Consider the following 22,184-nt stretch of genomic DNA (forward strand, 5'->3'; position numbering starts at 1 on the left):
TTCCGCTACCACAAACCCGCTAGCCGTGCCAGCGCCCGGCTGCACAGGAATCTGTGCATAGTTGCGATGCTAAGCAGTTCGCCGCGGGTTATTCGGCCTCTGCGGCCTTCAGCTGCTGCAGGATATCTTCGATCACTTGCTTCCACAGCTCCGGCGGCTGGGCGCCCGGCACCGCGTGCTGGTTGGCGACGATGAAGGTCGGCACCGAACTCACCCCCATCTTGCGGGAATGGGCGTCGCGGTCGCGGATCTCCTGCACATCGCTGTCGCCTTCCAGCAGACGGGCGGCAACATCCGCTTCCATGCCCGCTTCCTTTGCGATTTCCGCCAGGACCGCGTGGTCGCCAATGTCTTTGGCGTCCACAAAATAGGCCTTGAAAAGGGCATCCACGACCTGCGTTTGCTTGCCCTCGATCCCGGCCCAGTGGATCAGCCGGTGCGCATCCAGGGTGTTGGGGGTGCGCTTCATTGCTTCGAAATTGATCGTCAGCCCGGCCTTTTCGGCGTGCTCCACCACCGGAGCATAAGCCTTCACCGCGCCTTCCTTGCCGCCGAACTTGCGCTCCAGGTATTCGCGCCGGTCCATGCCCTCGCGCGGCATGTCGGGGTTCAGCTGGAACGGGTGCCATTCGATGACGAACGGATGATCCGGCACCTCTGCCAGCGCCTTGTCCAGATGGGTCTTGCCGATATAGCACCAGGGGCAGATCGGGTCGGACAGGATGTCGAGCTTGACGGTGGCCATTTGGGTCATCCTTTGAACAGGGCAGGCAGGGCGCGGCGCAGCAGTTTGCCGTTGGCGCCGGTGGGCAGCGCGTCCAGATGGACATAAGCGCGGGGCTGCTTGTAACGGGCCAGGCGCCGGGATGCAAAGGCCTGCAGGTCTTCTGCCTTCAACTCTTCGGGACCGGTGTAGAAGGCGGCGATGATATAGGTGTCCTCCTTCACCTCCACCGCGGCGGCGCCGGCCTGGGTGATGCCGGGGTGGGCCGCCAGCGCGGTTTCGACCTCAATCGGCGACACCCGATAGCCGCCCGCGTTCATCATGTCGTCGCCGCGCCCCAGGTATCGGATCTGGCCGTCCGGCGACATTGCGCCCTGATCGCCGGTCAGGAACCAGTCGCCCTGATAGCGGGCTGCGGTTTCTTCCGGTGCGCTCAGATAGCCCAGCATCAGCCCCGGGTCGGAGCGGTGGATGGCGATGGTGCCTTCCTCGCCCATCGGAACCGGGCCGTCAGCGCCAAGAATAGCGGCCCTTCGGCCTGGCTGCGGCTGGCCCAAGGCGCCGTCCTGCGCAGGGTGCGACGGCGAGGAGGAAATGAAGGTCGAGCACTCGGACATCCCGAAAGCCTCATAGAGGCCGCAGCCAGTCGCAGCCTCCCAAGCTTCGTGAAGGTGGCGAGAGAGCTTTTCACCTGCGCAAAGCCCGTGCCGCAGATCAGGCAGGTCCAGCGTGCCGCCGCGCAGGAATTTGCGGTAAACGCCGGGGGCTGCGGCAAAGATTGTCGCACGGTGCCGGCGCAGCAGGGCGGGCAGATCCTCCGGCGGTGTGCCAGGGGCCGGGATCAGGGCGGTGGCGCCCGCCGCCCAGGGGTCCATCAGCCCGGTGCCGAGGGTATAGGTCCAGTTGAAGGCGCCGGCGTGCAGCAGCCGGTCGTCCTCTGTCAGCCCGTACCAGCCGTCCACCATCATCTGCCGCGCCCAGACCGCGCGGTGGGCATGGGCCACCGCACGCGGATTTCCGCTGGTGCCGGAGGTGTAGACCACATAGGCCAGCCGCCCCGGGTCGCCGAAGGCGTAGTCACACGGAGGAAGCCGGTGCATATCCAGGAGGTCCGCGGCCGTAATCTGCCGGCGGTGACTCGCGCAGGCCACCAGCGGGTCCCGCAGCACCGCAGCCGGATCAAGATCTGCAATGATCCGCGCGGTTTCAGCCTCTGTCAGCTGGGCAGAGGTCGGCACCGGCACCAGTCCTGCGGCGATGGCGCCGAGATAGGCGATGGGAAACTCCACCGTGTTTCCCAGCCGCATCAGAACGATGTCGCCGGGCACCAGACCCGCTTGCAGCAGCCCGGTGCCGGTGCCGCGCACGGCGGCCTCCAGCCGGGCATAGCTCCATTCCTCGCGGCCATCGCCGTCAAGCACCGACAGGGCGGTCTTGTCCGCTAGGCGCGCAGCGTGGCGCAGCACATGGGCCGCAAGATTAAAGGGCGAAGGGCAGGGCGCGAACGGCCCCTGATCAAAAACCGACAGCATGGCAAATGGCTAGCCCGCACGGTCCTGCGTTGCAAGGCGCGCGGGTGCGGCTTATAGAGTTCTCATGAAAAGCCGCGACCCGAAATCCCTGATCACCATCGCCCGCGCCAACGGCGGCGACGATCAAGCCGAACCCCTGGACTTGGGCGCCCGCGTGCGCGAGCTGCGCAAGGCGCGGGACTGGACGCTGGAACATGCGGCCAATCAGGCCGGGCTGGCGCGCTCGACCCTGTCCAAGATCGAAAACGGCCAGATGTCACCGACTTACGAGGCGTTGAAGAAGCTGGCCGAAGGATTGCAGATCTCCATCCCGCAGCTGTTCACGCCGCCGCAGCGGGACCAGGTGAACGGCCGGATGACGATCACGAAATCCGGGGACGGCTCAGCCCATGCCACCGCGACATATGAGCACGAGCTGCTGGCAGATGGTCTTACTCGTAAGCAGATGCTGCCTTACCGGGCGCGGGTGCGGGCGCGGTCGATGGACGAATTCGATGGCTGGGTGCGCCACGACGGCGAAGAATTCCTCTACGTGCTGACCGGTGTGGTCAAGCTTTACACGGAGTTCTATGAGCCGGTGGAGATGCGCCGCGGCGACAGTGCCTATTACGATGCGGCGATGGGGCACAACGTGATTTCGGTCAGCCCCGAGGATGCGACAATCCTCTGGGTAACGTCGCTGGCCTGAAAATCAGGAAAAGAGCGGGCGGGATTAGTGCGGGCGGCCGTCCAGCTCTCTCAGCAGGCTTTCGATATACAGGAAGTCGTCCACCTCTTCCTTGGCTTCATTCAAGGTGAGGTGATGGGTCCGTGCCAGATAGGCAACAAATCTGTCCCGGTCATCCAGTATCGAAGGCGCGTTGCTGGCTTTCAAATGCGGAAAGCGCTGTTTGATGCGGGGCATCCTGTCAATCCAGCTGGCAGCTGCTGCTTGTACAGGCATGGGGGGCACTCCCTGACAAACGGTTTTATGGTTGATGGACCCTCATCGTAACACTTTTCGTGTCATTTTGTAACTTCCGCCCCAAGGTAGGGACCTGGGGCGGCGTGCGTGAGCGGATTTTTGCTGGTTGTCAGCGCTGTGCGAACAGTCTTGTCAGCACCAAATGGCCGATGCCGACCGCGATCAGTTGCATCAGAAGGAACATCGGAATGTGTCCCGGAAAGATGCCGGCAAAGGTGTCGCTGAAACCGCGGGCAATGGTGACCGCGGGGTTGGCAAAGCTGGTCGAGGAGGTGAACCAATAGGCGCCGGTGATGTAGAGCCCGACCAGGGCTGGCACCGCTTCGGGCCGGGAGCGCAATCCGCCGAAGATCACGAACAAAAGGCCGAAGGTGGCCAGAATTTCGGAGAACCACTGGGCGGTACCGGTGCGGTGCATGGTGGCTGAGCTTTGCAGAATTGCAAGGTCGAACATCACATGGCAGGCCCAGACTCCCAGGATGCCGCCGCCGATCTGCACCAGGACATAGGGCGCAACTGCGCCCCAGGAATGCTCGCCGCGCAGGGCAAAAGCCAGCGTCACCACCGGGTTGAAGTGGGCGCCGGAAACGGGGCCAAGCGTGGTGATAATGGCATAAAGCATGCAGCCGGTGGCGATGGCATTGGCCAGCAGCGCCAGCGCCACGTTTTCGTCGGCCAGGGTCTCGGCCATGATGCCGGAGCCGACCACGCTGATCAGCAGCATGGCGGTGCCCAGCCCCTCAGCCAGCAGTTTCTGCGCAGTCATGCGATCTCTCCGATCCGCTTGAGCTGCTGGGAGAGTTCGGCGGGAGACATGGTTTCAATCGGCAGCTCCAGCAGCGCCTTGGCGCGTTTTTCCAGCGTGGCATAGGCGGTGCGGAAGGCGATGTCCCATTCCGGTTGTTCCGCCGCTGCCGGGTCCTCGACCCCCCAATGGGCGCGCACCGGCGCGCCGGGCCAGACCGGGCAGGCCTCGCCGGCGGCTGAGGCGCAAACGGTGATGACCACATCCATCTCCTGCGCATCTGCTTCGGCGAACTCATCCCAGCTCTTGGAGCGGGCGCCGGCAGTGTCGTGGCCCAGTTCCGCCAGCAGAACAAGTGACTGCGGATGCACCTTGCCGGTCGGGTTGGAGCCGGCCGAGAAGGCGCGTGTGCGGCCTGCGCCCAGCGTGTTGAAGATCGACTCCAGCAAAATGGAGCGCGCGGAATTGCCCGTGCAAAGGACCAGGATGTTCATGTTGTGTGTCCGTGCTTTTCGGTTAATCGGATGAGTTCAAGCGGCCGATATCGTCAACCTGATGCTGAAGCGACATGCGGTCGAGGGTTTCGAAGGGCAGTGCCGCGAAGACCTTGATCCGGTTGCGCAGCAGCCCATAGGCCTGCTGGAAGGCGAGGCGGCGTTCGGCGTCAGTGCCCTCAGCCTTGACCGGATCGGCGAGGCCCCAGTGGGCACTCATCGGCTGGCCGGGCCAGGCCGGGCATTCCTCGTTTGCGGCGTGGTCGCAGACGGTGAAGATGAAATCCATATGCGGCGCATCCGGCCCTGAAAATTCATCCAGGTCCTTGGAACACAGGCTGCTGGTGTCAATCCCCTTGGCCTTCAGCAGGGCTATAACCTCTGGCCGTGGTCCCGGCGACGGCCGCGTTCCGGCAGAGAAGGCGCGGAACTTGCCGCCGCCCTCTTGGTTTAGAATGGCCTCCGCCAGCAGCGAGCGGGCAGAGTTTCCGGTGCAGATGAACAGGACATTAAACGGGCGTTCAGATGTAGGCATGGTCATTTCTTCACTGGTGACAGGGGTACAAATATCGGGCCGGTTCTGGCAGCAGCCGGTCAAAAGGCCGTCGAACATGCCGCGCAGGCCTTGCAGGTCCGCGGCATACATCAGCGAGGTGCCGGTGCGCTGCTGGGTGATCAACCCCGCCTGTTTCAGGGCTGACAGATAAGCCGAGGCGGTGTTTGCCTTGTAGTCCAGAGCCTGTGCGATCTCGCCGGCCGGTACCCCATCCGGATAGCGCCGCATCAGCAGCCTAAAGAGTGCCAGCCGGTTCGGATGCGCTAAGGCGGCGAGCTTGTCTGACAATTCAATTTCCATATTTCGCGAAATATGGAAGTATAGTGGGGCTGTCAACTCTGTTCAGCAGACCTGCACGCTGCCCGGTCAGGTCAGTCTGCCTGATACCACCAGACGTCCGGCATGAACTCGGTCCGGTCGCCATAGATCGGCAGCCTGTCCGGAAAGCGCATTTCCTTGATATGGGCGATACGGCCGGTGTCGAAGCTCCAGAACGGAATGACATAGCGCCCGGTGGTCAGCACCCGGTCCAGCGCCCGTACCGCGGCGGTGAAATCCTCAGGCTCCGTGGCGGTCAGCATCGCATCGATCATCGCCTCCGCCGCCGGGCTGTTCATGCCCATCAGGTTGCGGCTGCCGGGCTGACCGACACCTTCGCTGCCCCAATAGTACCTCTGCTCGTTGCCGGGGCTCAGCGACAGTTCCCGGCGGAACCGGGTGAGGTCGAAGTCATAGGCGTTTTCCCGTTCGGCGTATTGGGCGTTGTCCACGGTTTCGGCGGTCAGGGTAATCCCAAGCCGCTCCAGCGCGCGGGCGTAGATCTCGGTGACGGTTTTCATCTCGCCATCGCCCTGCCGGATCAGAACATTCAGCGCCAGCGCGGTGCCATCCGCATTGCGCAGAACGCCGTCGGTGACGGTCCAGCCGGCCTCTTCCAGCAGCTTCATTGCCTTGCGCAGGTTTCCCCGGTTGCGCTTGCTGCCGTCGCCCTGGGGCAGGGTGTAGCCCTCCAGCGTGCCGGGCAGCAGGGAGTTCGAAAAGGGGGCCAGCAGCGCGCGGACCTTGCCCTCCGCCGCGCCGGGCTGCATGCCCAGAACCGACCCGGAGAAATAGGAGGCGATCCGCTGCTGGGTGCCGCCGGTCACCGTGCCGTTGATGTATTCGAAGTTGAAGGCCAGCAGCAGCGCCTCGCGCACGCGCCAGTCATCCAGCGGTGCGCGGCGGGTGTTCATCACCAGACCGGTCATTCCGGAGGGGCGCTGGTGCGGGATCTCGCTTTTAACCACATCGCCGCGTTTGATCGCGGGGAAGCTGTAGGCGCTGTCCCATTTGTCGGCATTGAACTCGCGCACCGCGCTCAGCTCCCCGGCCTTGAACGCCTCGAACAGCACGGTTTCATCGCCGAAGAAATCGATGCGCAGCTCGTCGAAGTTCTGGGTGCCGCGCCGCAGGGGCAGGTCCTTGCCCCAATAGGCCGGGTTGCGGGTGAGCGTGACAAAGCGGCCTGGCTCATAGGCGCTGACCACGTAGGCGCCGGTGCCAATGGGGGCACCTTCGACCTCGTCGCTGCCAAACGCCTTGCCCTCCCATTGCGCCTTTTTGAGGATCGGGCGCAAGCCGGCGATCAGCGCCAGCTCGCGGTCCTCCACATTGAAGGTCAGGCGAATGCTGCGCGGGCCGGTCTGTTCGATCTTCTCCACCTTGGTCCAGAACCCGCGGTAGCGCGGGTGGCCCTTGGTGCCCAAGGTCTCGTAAGACCAGATCACATCCTCGACGGTCACCGGGCTGCCGTCAGAGAATCGGGCTGCTTCCCGCAGGGTGAATTTGACCCAGGAGCGGTCCTTTGGCACCTCAATCGATTCGGCCAGAAGACCGTAAAGGGTGAAGGGTTCGTCCCAGGACCGGCCCATCAGACTCTCGTATCCCCAGAACCTCAGCTGCCAGGGAGTGGTCCCCTTTAGGGTGAACGGATTGAGGCTGTCAAAACCTCCGGTGTTGCCGAACACAACCTTACCGCCCTTCGGCGCATCCGGGTTCGCATAGGGTAAAGACACAAAATCCGGTGGCAGTGCAGGGGCGCCGTACATAGCTATGCCATGGGCCGATTCTGCCTGCGCGAAATTCGCGGCAAATGCCAGGGTGATTCCAGCCAGCGCCGTTTGAAGAGTCCGGAAATTTTCTTTTCGCAGTTTCACAACAATCCCGCTCTGCCCTTATTTTCTTGCTTCCGCACGCTACGTGCGCTTTTTCGTCTTTTCAAACTTTTAGCTTGGACGAAAGCCGGAAATTGCTTATAAAGGGGTCACTGCTCGATAGGTTTCTTGCCTGTATGAAACCTGCCTCAATAACTAACGCCCGCTTCGTGCGGGCGTTTTTTTGTGCCCGCTTCTCTGCCTTTTCAGCGGATGAATTTGCCGGGATTGGGCTATGGCAGCATCCGTAGTCTTACGCGTTTCTTTTGCATCTGCAGCATGGCACAGTGGCGGCAGTTTCAGTCAGCCATGAGGTAGGAAGCGATGACCTTGCAAGGAAAGACCGCCGTTATCACCGGATCGAATTCAGGCATCGGCCTGGGGGTGGCCCGCGAGCTGGCACGGGCAGGAGTCAATGTCGTCCTGAACTCCTTCACCGACCGGGAAGAGGATCACGCGCTGGCAGCTGAACTCGCCCGTGAGTTCAGCGTCAAGGCCCAGTACGTTCAGGCCGATATGTCCAAGGGTGCGGACTGCCGCGCGCTGATCGAAAAGGCCGGGGCCTGCGATATCCTGATCAACAACGCGGGCATTCAGCATGTGTCGCCGATCGACGAGTTTCCCCAGGAAAAATGGGATGCGATCATCGCCATCAACATGAACTCGAATTTCCACACAATGGCGGCAGCGCTTCCCAAAATGCGCGCGGCCGGCTGGGGCCGGATCGTAAACATTGCGTCAGCGCACGGGCTGACCGCTTCGCCTTACAAGGCGGCTTATGTGGCGGCCAAGCACGGGGTGGTGGGCATGACCAAGACGGTGGCGCTGGAAACCGCGGAAGAGCCGATCACCTGCAATGCGATCTGCCCCGGCTATGTGCTGACACCGCTGGTTGAGGCGCAAATTCCGGATACCATGGAGAAATACAACATGGGCCGGGAAGAGGTGATCAAGAAGGTGATGCTGGAACGCCAGCCGAGCCGCGAGTTTGCCACGGTGGAGCAGCTGGGCGGCACCGCGGCGTTCCTGTGCTCTGACGCGGCGGCGCAGATCACTGGCACAACCATCAGCGTCGATGGCGGCTGGACCGCATTGTAAACGACTGAAGATAGGGCGGGAGGGGGCCAGCCCCCTCTTGCCCTGACGGGGCAATTCACCCCCGGAGTATTTTCACAAAGGTGAAACAGGCAGGTGGATCTTGGCGGTACAGATAAATCTGGCTTTGCAGGGCGGCGGCGCGCACGGGGCGTTCACCTGGGGTGTGCTCGACCGGCTGCTGGAAGAGGAGGGGATCGAGGTTGCGGGCATCACCGGGACCTCCGCCGGGGCGCTGAACGGGGCCGCGTTCAAGTCCGGCATGGTGCAGGACGGGCGCACAGGCGCCAAGGCGGCGCTGGACGGGCTGTGGGCGCGGATGGGCGCCGTGGGCGACATGCGCTTTACCCATTGGCTGACGCGGTTTGATGCGGTGGCTTGGGCTGGCGCACTGGAGGCGGCGATGCCGTTTTCGCCGCTGGAGAGCCTCAGCCAGGTGATCTCCCCCTATCACTATGGGCCGTTCTACAAGAACCCGCTGCGCGAGGTGGTGGAGCAGTTCAACTTTGCAGAAGTCTGTGCTGGTGAAGGCCCGGAGCTGTTCATCTGCGCAACCTGCGTCCGCACCGGCAAGATCCGCATCTTCGAGGGGGAGGAGATCAGCACCGACGCGATCCTGGCCTCTGCCTGCCTGCCGGACCTGTTTCAGGCGGTTGAGATCGAGGACCCCGAAACCGGCCGCATGGAGGCCTATTGGGACGGCGGCTATACCGGCAACCCGGCGCTGTTCCCCTTGTTCCGGGATCCGCTGCCGGGGGATGTGGTGATCGTGAACATCAACCCGCTGGAGCGGCAGGAAATTCCGAAGACGCCGCAGCAGATCCGCAACAGGGTGAATGAGATCAGCTTCAACTCGTCGCTGCTGCGGGAGCTGCGGGCCATCAATTTCGTGCAGCGCCTGCTGACGGACGGCACCCTGAAGCCCGGCCGGATGAAGCAGGTGCGGGTTCACATGATTGCCGATGACGATCTGATGACGCAGCTGTCGGTCACCACCAAGCTGATCCCGGTGCCGCAGATCCTGGCACGGCTGAAACAGGCGGGACGGGATGCGGCAGAGGCATTCCTTTCGCGGGACCGGGAAAACCTCGGCGTGCGCTCCTCAGCTGATCTGCCTGCGATGTTCGGTTAGGTCAGGCGCTTTCCTTTTCGAGTGCTTTGGGCTTTTTGCCGTTCTGCACCGGCTTGGTGGGGTCCTTGGGATTGGGGTAGACGAGACCCGCTGAGATCACCAGCTTGGCCGAGTCTTCCACCGACATCTCCAGCTCGATCACGTCCTCCTCCGGCACAAACAGCAGGAAGCCGGATGTGGGGTTTGGCGTGGTCGGAAGGAACACGCTGACCAGCCCGCCGCTGGTTTCGGCCCGCTTGGCGATCTCGCCCTTGGCATTGGTGGAGATGAAGCCGATCGCCCAGATGCCCTTGCGCGGGTATTGCACCAGGCAGGCCTTTTCAAAGCTGCGCTCGGATTGGGCAAAGACGGTCTCTGAGATCTGCTTGATACCGGAATAGACCGTGCGCACCACCGGCATCCGGTCCACCAGGCTTTCGGCGAAACTGATCAGAGAGCGGCCGATCAGGCCCTTGGCGATCCAGCCGACGACGATGGTGAACAGCAGGAAAATAATCAGCCCGACACCGCGCAGGTTGATGCCGATATACTGTTCGGGCCGGAAGGTATGCGGCACCAGCGGCAGCACCACGCTGTCGATCCAGCCCATCACCGACCACAACAGCCAGATGGTCAGACCCACCGGGGCAATCACTACGATGCCGGTAAGGAAAGAGGCGCGCAGGCTGGCAAACAGGCCGCGGCGGCGGTGGGGTTCTTCGTCGAATGGCGTGGTCATAGATCGGTTTTCCAGGAATTCCGCTGGAACCTAGGCACTGTTTTGGGGCGGAGCAATGGTTTCCGCCCCAAAAATCAACTCATTGTGCGAGATTGTTGAGTTCCTGTGCGATCTTTGCCGCGAGCCGGGCATTGTTGCGCACCAGCGCGATGTTCGCAGTGAGCGAGCGGCCTTCGGTCAGCTCGAAGATGCGGCTCAGCAGGAAGGGGGTCACATCTTTGCCCGCAACACCCTGGGCATCCGCTTCGGACTGGGCCTGGGCGATCACCGGTGCCAGTTCCTCTGCGGCGATCTGGGACTCTGCCGGTATCGGGTTGGCAACCAGCTGGCCGCCGGGCAGCCCCATCGCCTGGCGGGTGGCATGGGCGCGGGCGATCTGGACCGGTTCGTCCATGCGCAGCGGCGCCTTCAGCTCCGACTGGGCCGACCAGAACGCGGGGAAGCTGTCCTGCCCGTAGGCAATCACCGGCACGCCCTGGGTTTCCAGCACTTCCAGGGTCTTGGGCAGGTCAAGGATTGCCTTGGCGCCTGCAGCCACCACAGTCACCGGGGTCTGCGCCAGCTCCAGCAGGTCGGCGGAGATGTCGAAAGTGGTCTCAGCGCCCTTGTGGACACCGCCGATGCCGCCGGTGGCAAAGACGGAAATCCCTGCCAGCCGTGCGGCGATCATGGTGGCTGCCACAGTGGTTGCGCCGGTGCCGCCGGTTGCGATGCAGGCGGGCATGTCAGCGCGGGAGATCTTGGCGACCCCCTTGGCCTGTCCCAGCGCTTGCAGCTGATCGGGCTCCAGTCCCACATGCAGAACGCCGCCGATCACCGCCATTGTGGCCGGCACGGCGCCGCCATCGCGGATGTCCTGCTCAACCTGTGCAGCGACTTCGACATTCTGCGGGTAGGGCATGCCGTGGGTGATGATGGTGCTTTCCAGCGCAACGATGGCCTGTCCTGCGGCCATGGCGGCCTGGACCTCGGAGGAATACTGAATCTCGATCAAAGCGGGGGTTCTCCTGAAACATAGGTTGCCGCAGCCTTGAGGGCTGAGGCCAAAGCGGTCTTGCGGTCTTCGCCCCGTGCCTCGGCAACGATATGGGCGGCCATGAAGGTATCGCCTGCGCCGGTCACCCGGGCGACGGTGACGCGGGGCGGGTGCAGGGTGATGGCGCCCTCGGCATCTGCGACGGTGGCAGAGGAGCCGCCATCGGTGACCAGCACCCGCGCGGCGCCGCGGTCCAGCATCGCCTGGGCGGCGGTTTCGCTGTCGGTGAACTCCCCCTGGCACAGGATGCCGGCCTCTTCCAGGTTCACATACAGCGTGCCGCGGGTGCGGGTCAGGAACGGGCGCAGCCGTTCCGCCTTGCCCGGCGAGGCAGGCGCGACGCGCAGGTCGGCCTTGGCAAAGGCGGGGCTGGCAACGATGTCGTCCAGAAGCGACAGGGTCAGGTTGCCGTCCAGCGCCACCTGGCCTGCGTAAGGCGCGGCCTCGGTGCCCAAAGAGCCGTCGGACAACGGCCGCAGGATCTTGTCGCCCGCGGCCTCGAGCGAATGGGCGTCGGCAATGGCGGCAATCAGCCCGTTGGCGCCTTCCACTGCCATGTAGCGGTCGGTGGGCAGATCCTCGGAGCGGTAGATGTGATCGGTGATCAGGCCGAAGTGGCCGCACGCATGGATCAGCTCGTCGCCTTCGGGATCGCGGCCAACCGCGGTCAGCAGCGCCGGTGTCATGCCAAAGCGCGACAGGGTCATGGCGATGTTCATCGCAACGCCGCCGGGCAGCCGGGTGATGCGCCCGGGCATGTCGGAGCCGCGCTGCATTTCACTGGTGCAGCGGCCGATGATGTCCCAAAGGACCGACCCGATGCACAGGATGGCGGGTGTTTGGGGATGAGGGGCTTGTGTCATATTGACCTATTGCCGCCTTTGGCAGGCCTCTGCAAGCGGCTTCACCGGGGTGGCACGGCGAATGTCAGGGCAGCCCAAAGGCTTTCCCAAACGTAATCTTTGCTGCCTGGGGCAGGGCGCAGGACCACGGCGTCCAGCAGGTAGCTGTTCCCCGGGGCCACGCTGACAACAGTCTCACCCTTGGCATCCGTCAGCTGGGTGCTGATGGTTACTGTGCCATCCGGGGCTTTGGCAAAGACTTCAACCTGCGCCTCCGGCCGGGGAGTGCCCTGATAGAGCAAACGGATCGGAAGCCCCGCTGTCAGGTCATCGGTATAGGGATTGGCCAAAGCGATAATCTCTGTCTCCAGCCCAGTGGAGAGATCCGCGCCGCGGCCATCGCCAATCGCCACCAGCGCCTTGGCGTAACGTGTGTATTGCTCGGCAAAGCCTGCATCCGGCAGGCCGCGTGCCTGATGCGCTTCAGGAACCCCGGCAAACCCTTTGTGATCGACAAAAGCCTGAAACTCCTCCCAGCTGTCATAGGTCAGGGTCTGCGGCCGGGTCTGATGGATCAGCACTGCCAGGCCGTCCTGCATCGTGTCCCCGGCAAAGGCAGGCATATCCCCCATCCGGCCAAGATAGGAAGAGACCGCTTCCCCTTGCATCACCTCGAACCGGGCGATCCGATGATTCAGATAGGGCTGCTCGGCACCTTTGAATTCCTGCCCGTTGCGCAGCCTTGCCACCACCGCTTCGCCGGATTTCACTTGATATTTCTCCGGCTCGATCCAAAACTCGTGGGATAATAGCGGTGCGGCCCCCAGGGTCAGCCCGGCACAGAGAATTGAGCAGAACAGGCGGTAGTGCATGAACGGGTCCTTGGCTGTCAGGCGTGGTATGACTTGGCTGCGGGCACTATTTGCGCTGCTGTTCTGTGTGGTGGCAATAGGGGGGGCGAGTGTCCGCGCGCATGAGGTCACCCCGGCCATCGCTGATTTCACCGTCACTGACCGGCAGCTCACCCTGAAACTGCGGCTGAACATCGAAGCCTTTGTTGCGGGCATCAATCTGGACGGGCTGTCGGATACCAATCAGACGCCGCAGGCGGCGGACTATGACGAGCTGCGCGCCTTGGAAGCGCAGGAGCTGGAGCCGATGGTGTCGCTCTTTGCGGAGGAGTGGCTGGAGACGTTCAGAGTCCAGGCTGCCGACCCGGTTGTGCTGGATTTCACAAGGATCACTATCCCCGAAGTAGGTGATGCAAGCCTGCCGCGGGCCTCGTTCCTGGAGCTGACCGGAGATGTTCCCGCCGGAACTGGCAGTCTGCGCATAACCTGGCCCGCGGGCTCCGGCGGGGTGGTGCTGCGGCAGAACGGGGTGGAGGAGCCCTATACCGGCTACCTGCAAGGCGGGGAGACCTCGCCGCCAATCCCGCTGCGGGGAGGTGCAGCCAAGACGCCGGTTGAGGCTTTCATGGAGTACATCCCTGTCGGCTTCACCCACATCCTGCCCAAAGGGCTGGATCATATCCTCTTTGTGCTGGGGTTGTTCTTCCTCAGTCCGCGTGTGAAACCGCTGCTCTTGCAGGTGAGCCTGTTCACCGTCGCCCATACCATCACGCTGGCGCTGGGCGCGCTGGGCATGGTCAATGTGAACCCGGCCATCGTCGAGCCGCTGATTGCGCTGTCGATTGTCTTTGTTGCGGTGGAAAACATCTTTGCCCGGAAACTGCACGCATGGCGGAGTTTTGTCATCTTCGGCTTCGGCCTGCTGCACGGCCTGGGCTTTGCCACCGTGCTGGGGGAATTCGGTCTGCCGCCCAGCCAGTTCCTGCCCGCACTGATCGGTTTCAACGTCGGGGTGGAACTGGGGCAGCTGGCGGTGATTGCCGCGGCCTACCTGGGCGTGCGCCTTTGGTTCGGGCGGCACCCGAAATACCGCGGCCGGGTGGCAATCCCGGCCTCAGTCACCATCGCGATGATCGGCAGCTACTGGTTTGTGGAGCGGGTGTTCCTGTGACCGTGGGACGGTTCAGCCCATCGCCCGCATCAGCACCTTGAGCGCCGCCAGCGGGTCTTCTGCGTGCCAGATTTCATCGCCGATGCCAAAGAAGTCGGTAAAGGGCGCAATGCCGCGCACCAGATCCTCGGTCAGCCCGCCTTCGGCCACCACCGGCACCTCAATCATCTGCGACCACCACTGGAACAGATCGGCCTCCGCCTGCGCGCCGTCGCCCAGGCCGGAGGTGCCGACCGGGCCAAAGCTCACGTAATCCGCGCCTGCTTCGCCGGCCACCATGCCGTCATGCTGCGAGGCACCGCAGAAGCAGCCGACAATGGCATCCGGCCCCAGCGCCTTGCGCGCGGTGCGGATGGATTTCGATGCATCTGTCAGATGGACGCCGTCCAGGCCCAGCCGTTCCGCCAGGATCTGATGGTCGGAAATCACCAGCGCCACGTCGCGGGCCATGGTCACTTCGCGCAGCGCATCGCCCGCGCGGCTCAGTGTGTCCTGATCGCGGCTGAACAGGTCCAGGCGCACGCAGGCGACGTCGACCTCATCCAGCACCCGCGCCAGCTGAGCGGGGAATCTGCCCAGCTCGAAACTCGGCGGGGAAATCAGATAGATCTGCGGCTGCTCCGGTGCGTCAGCAGGGCTTCCCATGAAGGTGCTCCATTGTTCAGGCGATTGGACGGTGTTTAGCCGATTTCCGGCAGGACGCAAGGATTTGCGGCGGTGAAGCCCCAGTAAATGCAGCCCAAACCCGCGCTGGACCTTGCCCCGCCGCCGCGCGGGCAGTACAGCAGTGCCGATTTTGCCGGAGAACACGATGCCCACCGATACGCCCCAGCCCGCCTTCGTCCTTGTCCGCCCGCAGATGGGTGAGAATATCGGCGCCGCCGCGCGGGCGATGTGGAACTTCGGCCTGGACCGGATGCGCATCGTGGCGCCGCGCGACGGCTGGCCGAACCCCAAGGCGGTGGCGATGTCCTCGGGCGCGGGGCGGCTGCTGGACGAGGCGCAGATCTGCGCCGACGTGCCGGAGGCGCTGGGCGACTGCACCTATGTCTTTGCCACCACCGCCCGCCAGCGCGGGCTGACCAAGCCGGTCTACAGCCCCGAACGCGCCATGCAGATCGCTGCAGAAAAGATCGCGGCGGGCGAGAAGGTCGCAGTGATGTTCGGCCCCGAACGCGCCGGGCTGGAGAACGAGGACATCGCCAAGGCGAACGCCATCATCTCGGTGCCGGTGAACCCGCTTTACGCCTCCTTGAACCTTGGCCAATGCGTGCTGCTGACCGGCTATGAGTGGATGCGCCAGTCCGGCGAAGTGCTGCATGAAACCACCGATCTGGGCCGCAAGGGCGAATGGGCCACTGGCGTTGAGGTCGAAAGGCTGGTGGAGCATTACGAAGAGCGGCTGGACGAGGCAGGCTTCTTCTTCCCGCCGGAGAAGGCCGAGGGCATGAAGACCAACTTGCGCAATCTGTGGTCGCGGATGCGGATGACCCGCTCCGACGTGCAGATGCTGCACGGGATAATGCGGCAGATGGTCCGCTGGAAAGAGCGCGGCGGCGAATAAGCCGCTCTGGACCTTTAGATTACCCGCCCCTAGCTTGGCACCACAGACAAAGAGGCAAGCATGAGCAAGCGCAGTATTTTCGAAGAGGTTGAGGGCGAGAAGAAAGACGCCCCTGCGGTGCAGCCTGGGCTGATCGACCGCGGCCGGGGCGGTGCCCGCAAGGCGATCCGCGCCTGGCTGATGGTGCTGTTTGCGCTGGTGGTTGCGATGATCGTGGTGGGCGGGCTGACGCGCCTGACCGACAGCGGCCTGTCGATCACCGAATGGCGACCCGTGACCGGGGCCATCCCGCCGATGTCCGAGGCCGAATGGCAGGCCGAGTTCGACAAGTACAAGAAAATTGACCAGTGGCGCATCCAGAACCAATGGATGGAACTGTCTGATTTCAAAGAAATCTACTGGTGGGAATGGGGCCACCGCCAGCTGGGCCGTTTCATCGGCGTGGTCTGGGCGCTCGGCTTCCTGGGCTTCCTGATCGCGCGCAAGATTCCAGCGGGCTGGACCGGCCGTCTTCTGCTGCCCGGTCTCCTCGGTGGTGTGCAAGGCGCCATCGGCTGGTGGATGGTGGCCTCTGGCGTGACCCAGGGCGAGGGCATGACCGCCGTTGCCTCCTACCGGCTGGCGGTGCATTTGGGGCTGGCCTTTGTGATCCTCGGCTTCATTGCCTGGTACGTTCTGATGCTGGGCCGCGAGGAACGCGAGCTGATGCAGGCCCGCCGGGCCAAGGAGGCGAAGTTGTTCAGCCTGTCCACCGGCCTGATGCATTTCGCCTTCCTGCAAATCCTGCTGGGGGCGCTGGTGGCGGGCATCGACGCGGGCCGTTCTTATACCGACTGGCCGCTGATGGGCGGGCAGGTGATCCCGCCGAACCCCTTCATGATCGAGCCGGTCTGGAAGAACTTCTTTGAAAACCCCGGCTTGGTGCAGTTCATCCACCGGGTGGCGGGCTACCTGCTGTTTGCCTTCGCCGTGGTGGCCTGGCTGCGCGGCCGCGGTTCTGCCCATGCGCGCACCCGCTTTGCCTTTAATGCTGTTTTTGCGGCGCTCTCCGTGCAGGTGCTGCTGGGGATCGTGACCGTGGTTTACGCCGCGCCGCTGCACGCGGCGATCACCCACCAGCTGGTGGCAATCGGCGTCTGGGTGCTGATCCTGCGCGCGCGCTTCCTGTCGGCCTATCCCATTGCAACCTCGATCAAGGATCACTGACCCATGAACGCATTTGACGAACTGATGGCCTTCCAGCGCGAAACCCAGGCGCTGGGGCAGATTGCGGGCCGTCTGGGCTGGGATCAGGAAACCATGATGCCGCGCGGGGCGGCGCCGCAGCGGGGCGAGGAAATGGCCGCGATGGAGGCGGTGCTGCACGCCCGCCGCAGCGACCCGCGGGTGGCGGAGTGGCTGGAGCAGGCGGTGGCCCCGAATGAGGCCGGCGAGGCGCAGCTGCGGGAGATCCGCCGCAGCTATGAGCGCACTGTCAAGGTGCCCGCAGATCTGGCCAAGAAGATCGCGCAGGTCACCTCCGTGGCGCAGGGCCAATGGGCCGCGGCGCGGGCGGATGAGGATGTGGCGGCCTTTGTTCCGGTTCTGGAGGAAGTTGTCGCGCTGAAGCGCGAGGAAGGGCTGGCGCTGGCGGCGGGCGGTGACGTTTATGACGCCATGGTCGAAGACTATGAGTACGGCATGACCGGGGCTGCGATCGCCGAAATCTTCGACGCCATGCGCCCCGGACTGGTGGAGCTGCGCGCCAAGGTGCTGGAAAAACCCGCGCCGAAGGGGCTGACCGGCACTTTTGACGAAGCCGCACAGATGAGGCTGACCCGCAAGCTCGCCAAGCAATTCGGCTATGACATGTCCCATGGCCGGGTCGACAAAGCGGTGCATCCATTCTGTTCCGGCGGTGGGCTGGACGTGCGGATCACCACGCGGACCAGCGAGAGTGATCCGTTCAACTGCTTCTATTCCACCATCCACGAGGTTGGCCACGCCGCCTATGAGCAGAGCATCAGCCGAGACTACCTGCTGACGCCGCTGGGCAGCGGCGTGTCGATGGGGGTGCACGAAAGCCAGAGCCGGATCTATGAGAACCAGATCGGCCGCAGCCGCGCCTTTACCGGCTGGCTGTTTGAGGAGATGAAAGACGCCTTCGGCGATTTCGGCCTTGCGGATGCGGACGCTTTCTATGCTTCCGTGAACACGGTGCATAAGGGCTATATCCGGACAGAAGCGGATGAGCTGCAATACAACCTCCATATCATGATGCGGTTCGGCCTGGAGCGCGCGCTGATGAGCGGCGATCTGGCGGTGAAGGATCTGGAAGCGGCCTGGAACGACCGGTTCGAAGCGGATTTCGGTTATGCCGTCGACAAACCGTCGAACGGCTGTTTGCAGGATGTGCATTGGTCGGTGGGCCTGTTCGGCTATTTTCCGACCTACACGCTGGGCAATGTCTATGCCGGCTGCCTGTATCAGGCGCTGCGCCGGGATGTGCCGGGGCTGGATGCAGAGCTGGCTGAGGGCAGCACCGACGGCGCCACCGCGTGGCTGAAGGAAAACCTGCAGCAGCACGGCGGCCTGCGCAGCCCGCGCGAAACCATCAGGCACGCCTCCGGCATGGAGCCGGGACACGCGCCGCTGCTGGCCTATCTCGAAGAGAAGTTCAGTTTGCTCTACGATCTCTGAGACGGGATTGAACTACGGCTAAGGCCCTCCGGCGGCAGCGGAAATCCCGCTGCCCCGAAAATGCCGCATTTTAACAGTATTCTCTTAATCCTTGGGGGTGTGAGTAAGAGAGTAATCTAATGCATACAGCCGTCGCCTACCTGATTTTTGCCAGTTACGTGCTGGGAACCACCCTGGTCTGAGGTATCTGCCCGTCAGATCAGCGCCATCCGCTCCGCCCGTTCCGGATCCGGGAAGGGCCGGTAAAGGCCGATGTCCGCGGTGGCGATCAAAGCCCTGACGTGGGAATAGAGTTTCTCGACCTCCTCGTCGTGCTCGCCCAGAACCCGGAAGGCCTGATCCAGCTGGGCCATGTCCTTGAATTCGATTTCCAAGAGGAAGTCGCGGCTATTGTCGCTGGCCATGTCCAGCTTGCGGCGCAGCAGGCGCCAGCTTTGGATTACGCCGCGTTCGTGCAGATAGCCCATCCATTGATCAACCGCGCTGGCAAAGCTCAGCGCCTTGGCCTCGTGATGCAGGTCGATGGAGCAGTGGTACAAGTTCATTGGGGTCTTCCCTTCATGAGAAATCAGAACTTGCCGTAACAATACCTAAGATCCGTTAGGGGGCCGTTAACACTGCGAACGCCGCCCCGGCAACGGGACGGCGTTCAATGTTTTCAATGGGATGGGGCGTGAGGGGGCTTATTCCTCGCCGCCGTCCTCTTCCTCGCCGTTCTCAGCAATCCAGGCGACAGAGACGACTTCTTCACCCTTGCCGGTGTTGAACACCCGAACCCCGCCGGCAGAGCGCGAGCGGAAGGAGATGCCATCGACCGGAACCCGGATCGACTGGCCCTTGGAGGTGGCCAGCATGATCTGGTCGTCCAGCTCGACCGGGAAGGAAGCGACTATCTCGCCGCCGCGCATCGCCTTGTCCATCGCAGTGACGCCCATGCCGCCGCGGCCGCGCACCGGGTAGTCGTGCGAGGACGACAGTTTGCCGGAGCCGCCGGTGGTGATGGTCAGGATCAGGTTCTCGGCTGCCGACATCTCTGCATAGAGCTCGGTCGAGAAGTTCGGATCCTCCGGTGCGTCCTCATCCGAAGCCTCGGCATCGTCGGTCAGACCGGCCATGGCCCGGCGCATCTTGAGGTAGGCGGTGCGCTGCTCCGGTGTGTATTTGGAGTGGCGGATCACCGACATCGAGACAACATCGTCCTCGCCGGTCAGCTTGATGCCGCGGACACCGGTGGACTCGCGCGAGTTGAACACGCGCACATCGGTGGAGCGGAAGCGGATGGCGCGGCCCGAATTGGTGAACAGCATCACGTCGTCATCTTCCGAGCAGATGCGCACGTTCACCAGCTTGACGGAGCCGTCTTCCGGCAGTTTCATCGCGATCTTGCCGTTGCGGCGGACATTGGTGAAATCCGACAGACGGTTGCGGCGCACGTCGCCGCCAGAGGTCGCGAAGACAACCTGCAGGTTTTCCCATTCCTCATCCGGCACATCGACCGGCATGATGGCAGCGATGGAAACCCCGGTCGGGATCGGCAGGATGTTGACGATCGCCTTGCCCTTGGAGGTGCGGCCGCCCTGCGGCAGGCGCCAGGTCTTCAGCTTGTAGACCATGCCATCGGTGGTGAAGAACAACAGCTGGGTGTGGGTATTGGCCACGAAGAGGGTGGTGATCACGTCCTCTTCCTTGGTCTGCATGCCCGAAACGCCCTTGCCGCCGCGTTTCTGGGCGCGGAAGTCGGCCAGCGGGGTGCGCTTGATGTAGCCGCCGGAGGTCACGGTCACGACCATGTCCTCGCGCTCGATCAGGTCCTCGTCCTCCATGTCGCCGGACCAGTCGACGATCTCAGTGCGGCGCGGCACGGCGAAGTTGTTGCGCACTTCGCGCAGCTCGTCGCCGATGATGCCCATGATGCGCTCGCGCGAGGACAGAATCTCAAGGTATTCCTTGATCTTGCGGGCCAGTTCTTCCAGCTCGTCGGTGACCTCTTTCACGCCGATCTGGGTCAGGCGCTGCAGGCGCAGTTCCAGAATGGCACGGGCCTGGGTCTCCGACAGGTTATAGGTCCCGTCGTCGTTCATGGTGTGGGTCGGGTCGTCGATCAGGCGGATATAGTCCGCGATGTCAGCGGCAGGCCAGCGCCGGGTCATCAGCTTCTCGCGCGCCTCAGCCGCGTCAGCGGAGGAACGGATGGTTGCGACGATTTCATCGACGTTGGAGACGGCAACGGCTAGGCCGCACAGGATATGGCTGCGTTCGCGGGCCTTGCGCAGCTCGTATGCGGTGCGGCGGGCGACAACATCCTCGCGGAAGTCGATGAAGGAGGTCAGGAACCGGCGCAGTGTCAGCTGCTCCGGCCGGCCGCCGTTCAGCGCCAGCATGTTGCAGCCGAAGGAAGTCTGCATCGGGGTGAAACGGAACAGCTGGTTCAGCACCACCTCGGGCGTGGCGTCGCGTTTCAGCTCAACCACCACCCGGACGCCGTTGCGGTCGGATTCATCCTGCACGTGTGCCACGCCCTCGATCCGCTTCTCGCGGACCTGCTCGGCGATCTTCTCGATCATCGCGGCCTTGTTCACCTGATAGGGAATCTCATCCACGACAATGGCATAGCGGTCCTTGCGGATCTCCTCGACGCGGGTTTTGGAGCGGATGATCACGCTGCCGCGGCCCTCAAGATAAGCCTTGCGGGCGCCGGAGCGGCCCAGCATGACGCCGCCGGTCGGGAAGTCGGGGCCGGGGATGTATTCGATCAGCTGTTCGCTGGTCAGATCCGGGTCTTCGATCAGTGCCAAGGTGGCATCGACCACTTCGCCGAGGTTGTGCGGCGGGATGTTGGTGGCCATGCCGACCGCGATGCCGCCGGCGCCGTTGACCAGCATGTTCGGGAAGCGGGCCGGCAGCACGGTCGGCTCGCGGTCCTTGCCGTCGTAGTTGTCCTGGAAATCGACGGTCTCTTTCTCGATATCCGCCAGGATCGCCGCGGCGGGCTTGTCCATGCGGACCTCGGTGTAACGCATGGCCGCCGGGTTATCGCCGTCCATCGACCCGAAGTTGCCCTGACCGTCCAGAAGCGGTAGCGACATCGAGAAGTCCTGCGCCATCCGCACCAGCGCGTCATAGATCGCGCTGTCGCCGTGCGGGTGGTATTTACCCATCACGTCGCCCACGGGACGCGCCGACTTGCGGTAGGCCTTGTCATGGGTGTTGCCGGATTCGTGCATCGCATAGAGAATGCGGCGGTGAACCGGTTTCAGACCGTCCCGCAGGTCCGGAATTGCACGGCTGACGATGACCGACATCGCATAGTCGAGATACGAGTTGCGCATCTCGGTTTCGATGGAAACGGTCGGCCCGTCATAAGCCGGGCGTTCCGGCAGGTTTTCGTCCATGTTTTCAGGAGTTTCCGGCGTATCGCTCACGTTGGCTGCCCGCTCTTTCTTCTGGGTCTATATATTGTGTTCGCACCCTATCAGAGACCGTATATGGGGCGCAAGCACACAGCCCCCGAAAGCCGGAAACCAGCCGTTCACGCATCGGTAACGCACTGTTTTTGAGGAAATTAACCAATTGCACCCTAGCATCAAAAGGAGGGGGTAAGAATTGGAGGCTAGAGATGGAGACCAGCGAAACCGAGCTGATGCTCAGGGGATACGGGCTGACCACGGCAGAATTCACCTATCACATGCCGGATCATATCCATGTTTTGAACACGTTTGTCTGGCAGCAGTACGACCTGGCGCCGGACCACCCGCGGCTGTTTGAGTTCATCGAATTCTGGCAGCGCGAGATCGAGGGGCCGCTGCATTCGGTGCGGTTCAATCACCGCAAGATGATCGGCCCGGGCGAGTGGCGCAATGTGGTCGGAGAGTTCCAGATCCACTAAGAC

At 63.2% G+C, this 22,184-nt stretch carries 22 protein-coding genes; 8 read left to right on the forward strand and 14 right to left on the reverse strand.

The annotated features are described in order from the left end of the window. Window positions 1-88: 88 nt before the first annotated feature. Both AC58NV_RS01460 and AC58NV_RS01465 read right to left on the reverse strand, forming a co-directional pair. Window positions 89-754 carry a DsbA family oxidoreductase gene (locus tag AC58NV_RS01460; protein ID WP_497225560.1) on the reverse strand — a complete coding sequence of 222 codons (666 nt, stop codon included), beginning with the start codon at window positions 752-754 and terminating at the stop codon, window positions 89-91. Further along, window positions 751-2,256 carry a class I adenylate-forming enzyme family protein gene (locus tag AC58NV_RS01465; protein ID WP_497225561.1) on the reverse strand — a complete coding sequence of 502 codons (1,506 nt, stop codon included), beginning with the start codon at window positions 2,254-2,256 and terminating at the stop codon, window positions 751-753. The genes AC58NV_RS01460 and AC58NV_RS01465 overlap by 4 nt, the downstream gene beginning before the upstream one ends. Before the next feature lie 64 nt (window positions 2,257-2,320). Between AC58NV_RS01465 and AC58NV_RS01470 the strand changes: the two genes are divergently transcribed. Beyond that, complete coding sequence (locus tag AC58NV_RS01470) at window positions 2,321-2,944, forward strand: helix-turn-helix domain-containing protein (protein WP_366661801.1); 624 nt, start codon at window positions 2,321-2,323, stop codon at window positions 2,942-2,944. A gap of 24 nt (window positions 2,945-2,968) precedes the next feature. Here AC58NV_RS01470 and AC58NV_RS01475 read toward each other — a convergent pair whose 3' ends face one another. The 5 genes from AC58NV_RS01475 to AC58NV_RS01495 all read right to left on the reverse strand — a co-directional run bounded on the left by AC58NV_RS01475 (window position 2,969) and on the right by AC58NV_RS01495 (window position 7,102). Beyond that, window positions 2,969-3,199: a hypothetical protein gene (locus tag AC58NV_RS01475; protein WP_222502496.1), complete on the reverse strand. Its 231-nt coding sequence runs from the start codon at window positions 3,197-3,199 to the stop codon at window positions 2,969-2,971. Between the two features lie 130 nt (window positions 3,200-3,329). Beyond that, window positions 3,330-3,986 (reverse strand): aquaporin, encoded by a 657-nt coding sequence (locus tag AC58NV_RS01480; protein WP_497225562.1) that lies wholly within the window; start codon window positions 3,984-3,986, stop codon window positions 3,330-3,332. Then, on the reverse strand, window positions 3,983-4,459 hold the full coding sequence (locus tag AC58NV_RS01485) for an arsenate reductase ArsC (RefSeq protein ID WP_497225563.1): 477 nt from the start codon (window positions 4,457-4,459) through the stop codon (window positions 3,983-3,985). Before AC58NV_RS01485 ends, AC58NV_RS01480 begins: the two co-directional genes overlap by 4 nt. A gap of 22 nt (window positions 4,460-4,481) precedes the next feature. Next, window positions 4,482-5,315 carry an arsenate reductase/protein-tyrosine-phosphatase family protein gene (locus AC58NV_RS01490; protein WP_497225564.1) on the reverse strand — a complete coding sequence of 278 codons (834 nt, stop codon included), beginning with the start codon at window positions 5,313-5,315 and terminating at the stop codon, window positions 4,482-4,484. A 71-nt stretch (window positions 5,316-5,386) separates the two neighbouring features. After that, a complete protein-coding gene (locus AC58NV_RS01495; protein WP_497225565.1) occupies window positions 5,387-7,102 on the reverse strand; it encodes an extracellular solute-binding protein in 1,716 nt (571 codons plus the stop codon). 429 nt (window positions 7,103-7,531) lie between these two features. Between AC58NV_RS01495 and AC58NV_RS01500 the strand changes: the two genes are divergently transcribed. Then, a complete protein-coding gene (locus AC58NV_RS01500; protein WP_497225566.1) occupies window positions 7,532-8,305 on the forward strand; it encodes a 3-hydroxybutyrate dehydrogenase in 774 nt (257 codons plus the stop codon). 100 nt (window positions 8,306-8,405) lie between these two features. Continuing rightward, complete coding sequence (locus AC58NV_RS01505) at window positions 8,406-9,434, forward strand: patatin-like phospholipase family protein (protein WP_497225567.1); 1,029 nt, start codon at window positions 8,406-8,408, stop codon at window positions 9,432-9,434. Window position 9,435: 1 nt separating this feature from the next. Here the strand turns inward: AC58NV_RS01505 and AC58NV_RS01510 are convergent, their stop codons facing one another. The 4 genes from AC58NV_RS01510 to AC58NV_RS01525 form a co-directional block, all read right to left on the reverse strand. Then, window positions 9,436-10,152, reverse strand: a complete 717-nt coding sequence (locus AC58NV_RS01510; RefSeq protein ID WP_497225568.1) for a DUF502 domain-containing protein — start codon at window positions 10,150-10,152, stop codon at window positions 9,436-9,438. A gap of 79 nt (window positions 10,153-10,231) precedes the next feature. Then, window positions 10,232-11,146, reverse strand: a complete 915-nt coding sequence (locus AC58NV_RS01515) for a pseudouridine-5'-phosphate glycosidase (RefSeq protein ID WP_497225569.1) — start codon at window positions 11,144-11,146, stop codon at window positions 10,232-10,234. Then, complete coding sequence (locus AC58NV_RS01520) at window positions 11,143-12,051, reverse strand: PfkB family carbohydrate kinase (protein ID WP_497225570.1); 909 nt, start codon at window positions 12,049-12,051, stop codon at window positions 11,143-11,145. Before AC58NV_RS01520 ends, AC58NV_RS01515 begins: the two co-directional genes overlap by 4 nt. 41 nt (window positions 12,052-12,092) lie before the next feature. Continuing rightward, complete coding sequence (locus tag AC58NV_RS01525) at window positions 12,093-12,902, reverse strand: DUF4198 domain-containing protein (protein ID WP_497225571.1); 810 nt, start codon at window positions 12,900-12,902, stop codon at window positions 12,093-12,095. Here AC58NV_RS01525 and AC58NV_RS01530 point away from each other — a divergent pair. Beyond that, complete coding sequence (locus tag AC58NV_RS01530; RefSeq protein WP_497225572.1) at window positions 12,901-14,052, forward strand: HupE/UreJ family protein; 1,152 nt, start codon at window positions 12,901-12,903, stop codon at window positions 14,050-14,052. The genes AC58NV_RS01525 and AC58NV_RS01530 overlap by 2 nt on opposite strands. A gap of 12 nt (window positions 14,053-14,064) precedes the next feature. Here the strand turns inward: AC58NV_RS01530 and AC58NV_RS01535 are convergent, their stop codons facing one another. After that, entirely contained in the window at window positions 14,065-14,697 is a 633-nt protein-coding gene (locus tag AC58NV_RS01535; protein ID WP_497225573.1) for a thiamine phosphate synthase, read from the reverse strand. A 166-nt stretch (window positions 14,698-14,863) separates the two neighbouring features. Between AC58NV_RS01535 and AC58NV_RS01540 the strand changes: the two genes are divergently transcribed. From AC58NV_RS01540 to AC58NV_RS01550, 3 genes are read left to right on the forward strand one after another with little or no spacing between them, the layout of a single operon-like run. After that, window positions 14,864-15,616 (forward strand): RNA methyltransferase, encoded by a 753-nt coding sequence (locus tag AC58NV_RS01540; protein WP_497225574.1) that lies wholly within the window; start codon window positions 14,864-14,866, stop codon window positions 15,614-15,616. A 60-nt stretch (window positions 15,617-15,676) separates the two neighbouring features. Beyond that, window positions 15,677-16,822 carry a heme A synthase gene (gene ctaA, locus AC58NV_RS01545; protein ID WP_497225575.1) on the forward strand — a complete coding sequence of 382 codons (1,146 nt, stop codon included), beginning with the start codon at window positions 15,677-15,679 and terminating at the stop codon, window positions 16,820-16,822. A 3-nt stretch (window positions 16,823-16,825) separates the two neighbouring features. Then, window positions 16,826-18,295, forward strand: a complete 1,470-nt coding sequence (locus tag AC58NV_RS01550) for a carboxypeptidase M32 (protein ID WP_497225576.1) — start codon at window positions 16,826-16,828, stop codon at window positions 18,293-18,295. Window positions 18,296-18,489: 194 nt separating this feature from the next. On the opposite strand, the gene AC58NV_RS01555 is transcribed toward AC58NV_RS01550, so the two are convergent. Further along, complete coding sequence (locus tag AC58NV_RS01555; protein ID WP_497225577.1) at window positions 18,490-18,840, reverse strand: DUF6614 family protein; 351 nt, start codon at window positions 18,838-18,840, stop codon at window positions 18,490-18,492. Between the two features lie 138 nt (window positions 18,841-18,978). Next, on the reverse strand, window positions 18,979-21,687 hold the full coding sequence (gyrA, locus tag AC58NV_RS01560; RefSeq protein ID WP_497226379.1) for a DNA gyrase subunit A: 2,709 nt from the start codon (window positions 21,685-21,687) through the stop codon (window positions 18,979-18,981). Window positions 21,688-21,911: 224 nt separating this feature from the next. Here gyrA and AC58NV_RS01565 point away from each other — a divergent pair, with 224 nt between their 5' ends. Next, window positions 21,912-22,181: an usg protein gene (locus AC58NV_RS01565; RefSeq protein ID WP_497225578.1), complete on the forward strand. Its 270-nt coding sequence runs from the start codon at window positions 21,912-21,914 to the stop codon at window positions 22,179-22,181. Window positions 22,182-22,184 lie beyond the last annotated feature (3 nt).

This window comes from Leisingera sp. ANG49 (genome assembly GCF_059694505.1).

What these genes read in the sequence shown, in the direction of transcription:
- AC58NV_RS01470 (WP_366661801.1), top strand. Translation starts at nt 2,321, where the DNA reads ATGAAAAGCCGCGACCCGAAATCCCTGATCACCATCGCCCGCGCCAAC.
- AC58NV_RS01495 (WP_497225565.1), bottom strand. Translation starts at nt 7,102, where the DNA reads ATGTACGGCGCCCCTGCACTGCCACCGGATTTTGTGTCTTTACCCTAT.
- AC58NV_RS01540 (WP_497225574.1), top strand. Translation starts at nt 14,864, where the DNA reads ATGCCCACCGATACGCCCCAGCCCGCCTTCGTCCTTGTCCGCCCGCAG.
- ctaA (WP_497225575.1), top strand. Translation starts at nt 15,677, where the DNA reads ATGAGCAAGCGCAGTATTTTCGAAGAGGTTGAGGGCGAGAAGAAAGAC.
- gyrA (WP_497226379.1), bottom strand. Translation starts at nt 21,687, where the DNA reads ATGGACGAAAACCTGCCGGAACGCCCGGCTTATGACGGGCCGACCGTT.
- AC58NV_RS01525 (WP_497225571.1), bottom strand. Translation starts at nt 12,902, where the DNA reads ATGCACTACCGCCTGTTCTGCTCAATTCTCTGTGCCGGGCTGACCCTG.
- AC58NV_RS01565 (WP_497225578.1), top strand. Translation starts at nt 21,912, where the DNA reads ATGGAGACCAGCGAAACCGAGCTGATGCTCAGGGGATACGGGCTGACC.
- AC58NV_RS01490 (WP_497225564.1), bottom strand. Translation starts at nt 5,315, where the DNA reads ATGGAAATTGAATTGTCAGACAAGCTCGCCGCCTTAGCGCATCCGAAC.
- AC58NV_RS01485 (WP_497225563.1), bottom strand. Translation starts at nt 4,459, where the DNA reads ATGAACATCCTGGTCCTTTGCACGGGCAATTCCGCGCGCTCCATTTTG.
- AC58NV_RS01475 (WP_222502496.1), bottom strand. Translation starts at nt 3,199, where the DNA reads ATGCCTGTACAAGCAGCAGCTGCCAGCTGGATTGACAGGATGCCCCGC.
- AC58NV_RS01550 (WP_497225576.1), top strand. Translation starts at nt 16,826, where the DNA reads ATGAACGCATTTGACGAACTGATGGCCTTCCAGCGCGAAACCCAGGCG.
- AC58NV_RS01535 (WP_497225573.1), bottom strand. Translation starts at nt 14,697, where the DNA reads ATGGGAAGCCCTGCTGACGCACCGGAGCAGCCGCAGATCTATCTGATT.
- AC58NV_RS01465 (WP_497225561.1), bottom strand. Translation starts at nt 2,256, where the DNA reads ATGCTGTCGGTTTTTGATCAGGGGCCGTTCGCGCCCTGCCCTTCGCCC.
- AC58NV_RS01500 (WP_497225566.1), top strand. Translation starts at nt 7,532, where the DNA reads ATGACCTTGCAAGGAAAGACCGCCGTTATCACCGGATCGAATTCAGGC.
- AC58NV_RS01520 (WP_497225570.1), bottom strand. Translation starts at nt 12,051, where the DNA reads ATGACACAAGCCCCTCATCCCCAAACACCCGCCATCCTGTGCATCGGG.
- AC58NV_RS01460 (WP_497225560.1), bottom strand. Translation starts at nt 754, where the DNA reads ATGACCCAAATGGCCACCGTCAAGCTCGACATCCTGTCCGACCCGATC.
- AC58NV_RS01555 (WP_497225577.1), bottom strand. Translation starts at nt 18,840, where the DNA reads ATGAACTTGTACCACTGCTCCATCGACCTGCATCACGAGGCCAAGGCG.
- AC58NV_RS01510 (WP_497225568.1), bottom strand. Translation starts at nt 10,152, where the DNA reads ATGACCACGCCATTCGACGAAGAACCCCACCGCCGCCGCGGCCTGTTT.
- AC58NV_RS01530 (WP_497225572.1), top strand. Translation starts at nt 12,901, where the DNA reads ATGAACGGGTCCTTGGCTGTCAGGCGTGGTATGACTTGGCTGCGGGCA.
- AC58NV_RS01480 (WP_497225562.1), bottom strand. Translation starts at nt 3,986, where the DNA reads ATGACTGCGCAGAAACTGCTGGCTGAGGGGCTGGGCACCGCCATGCTG.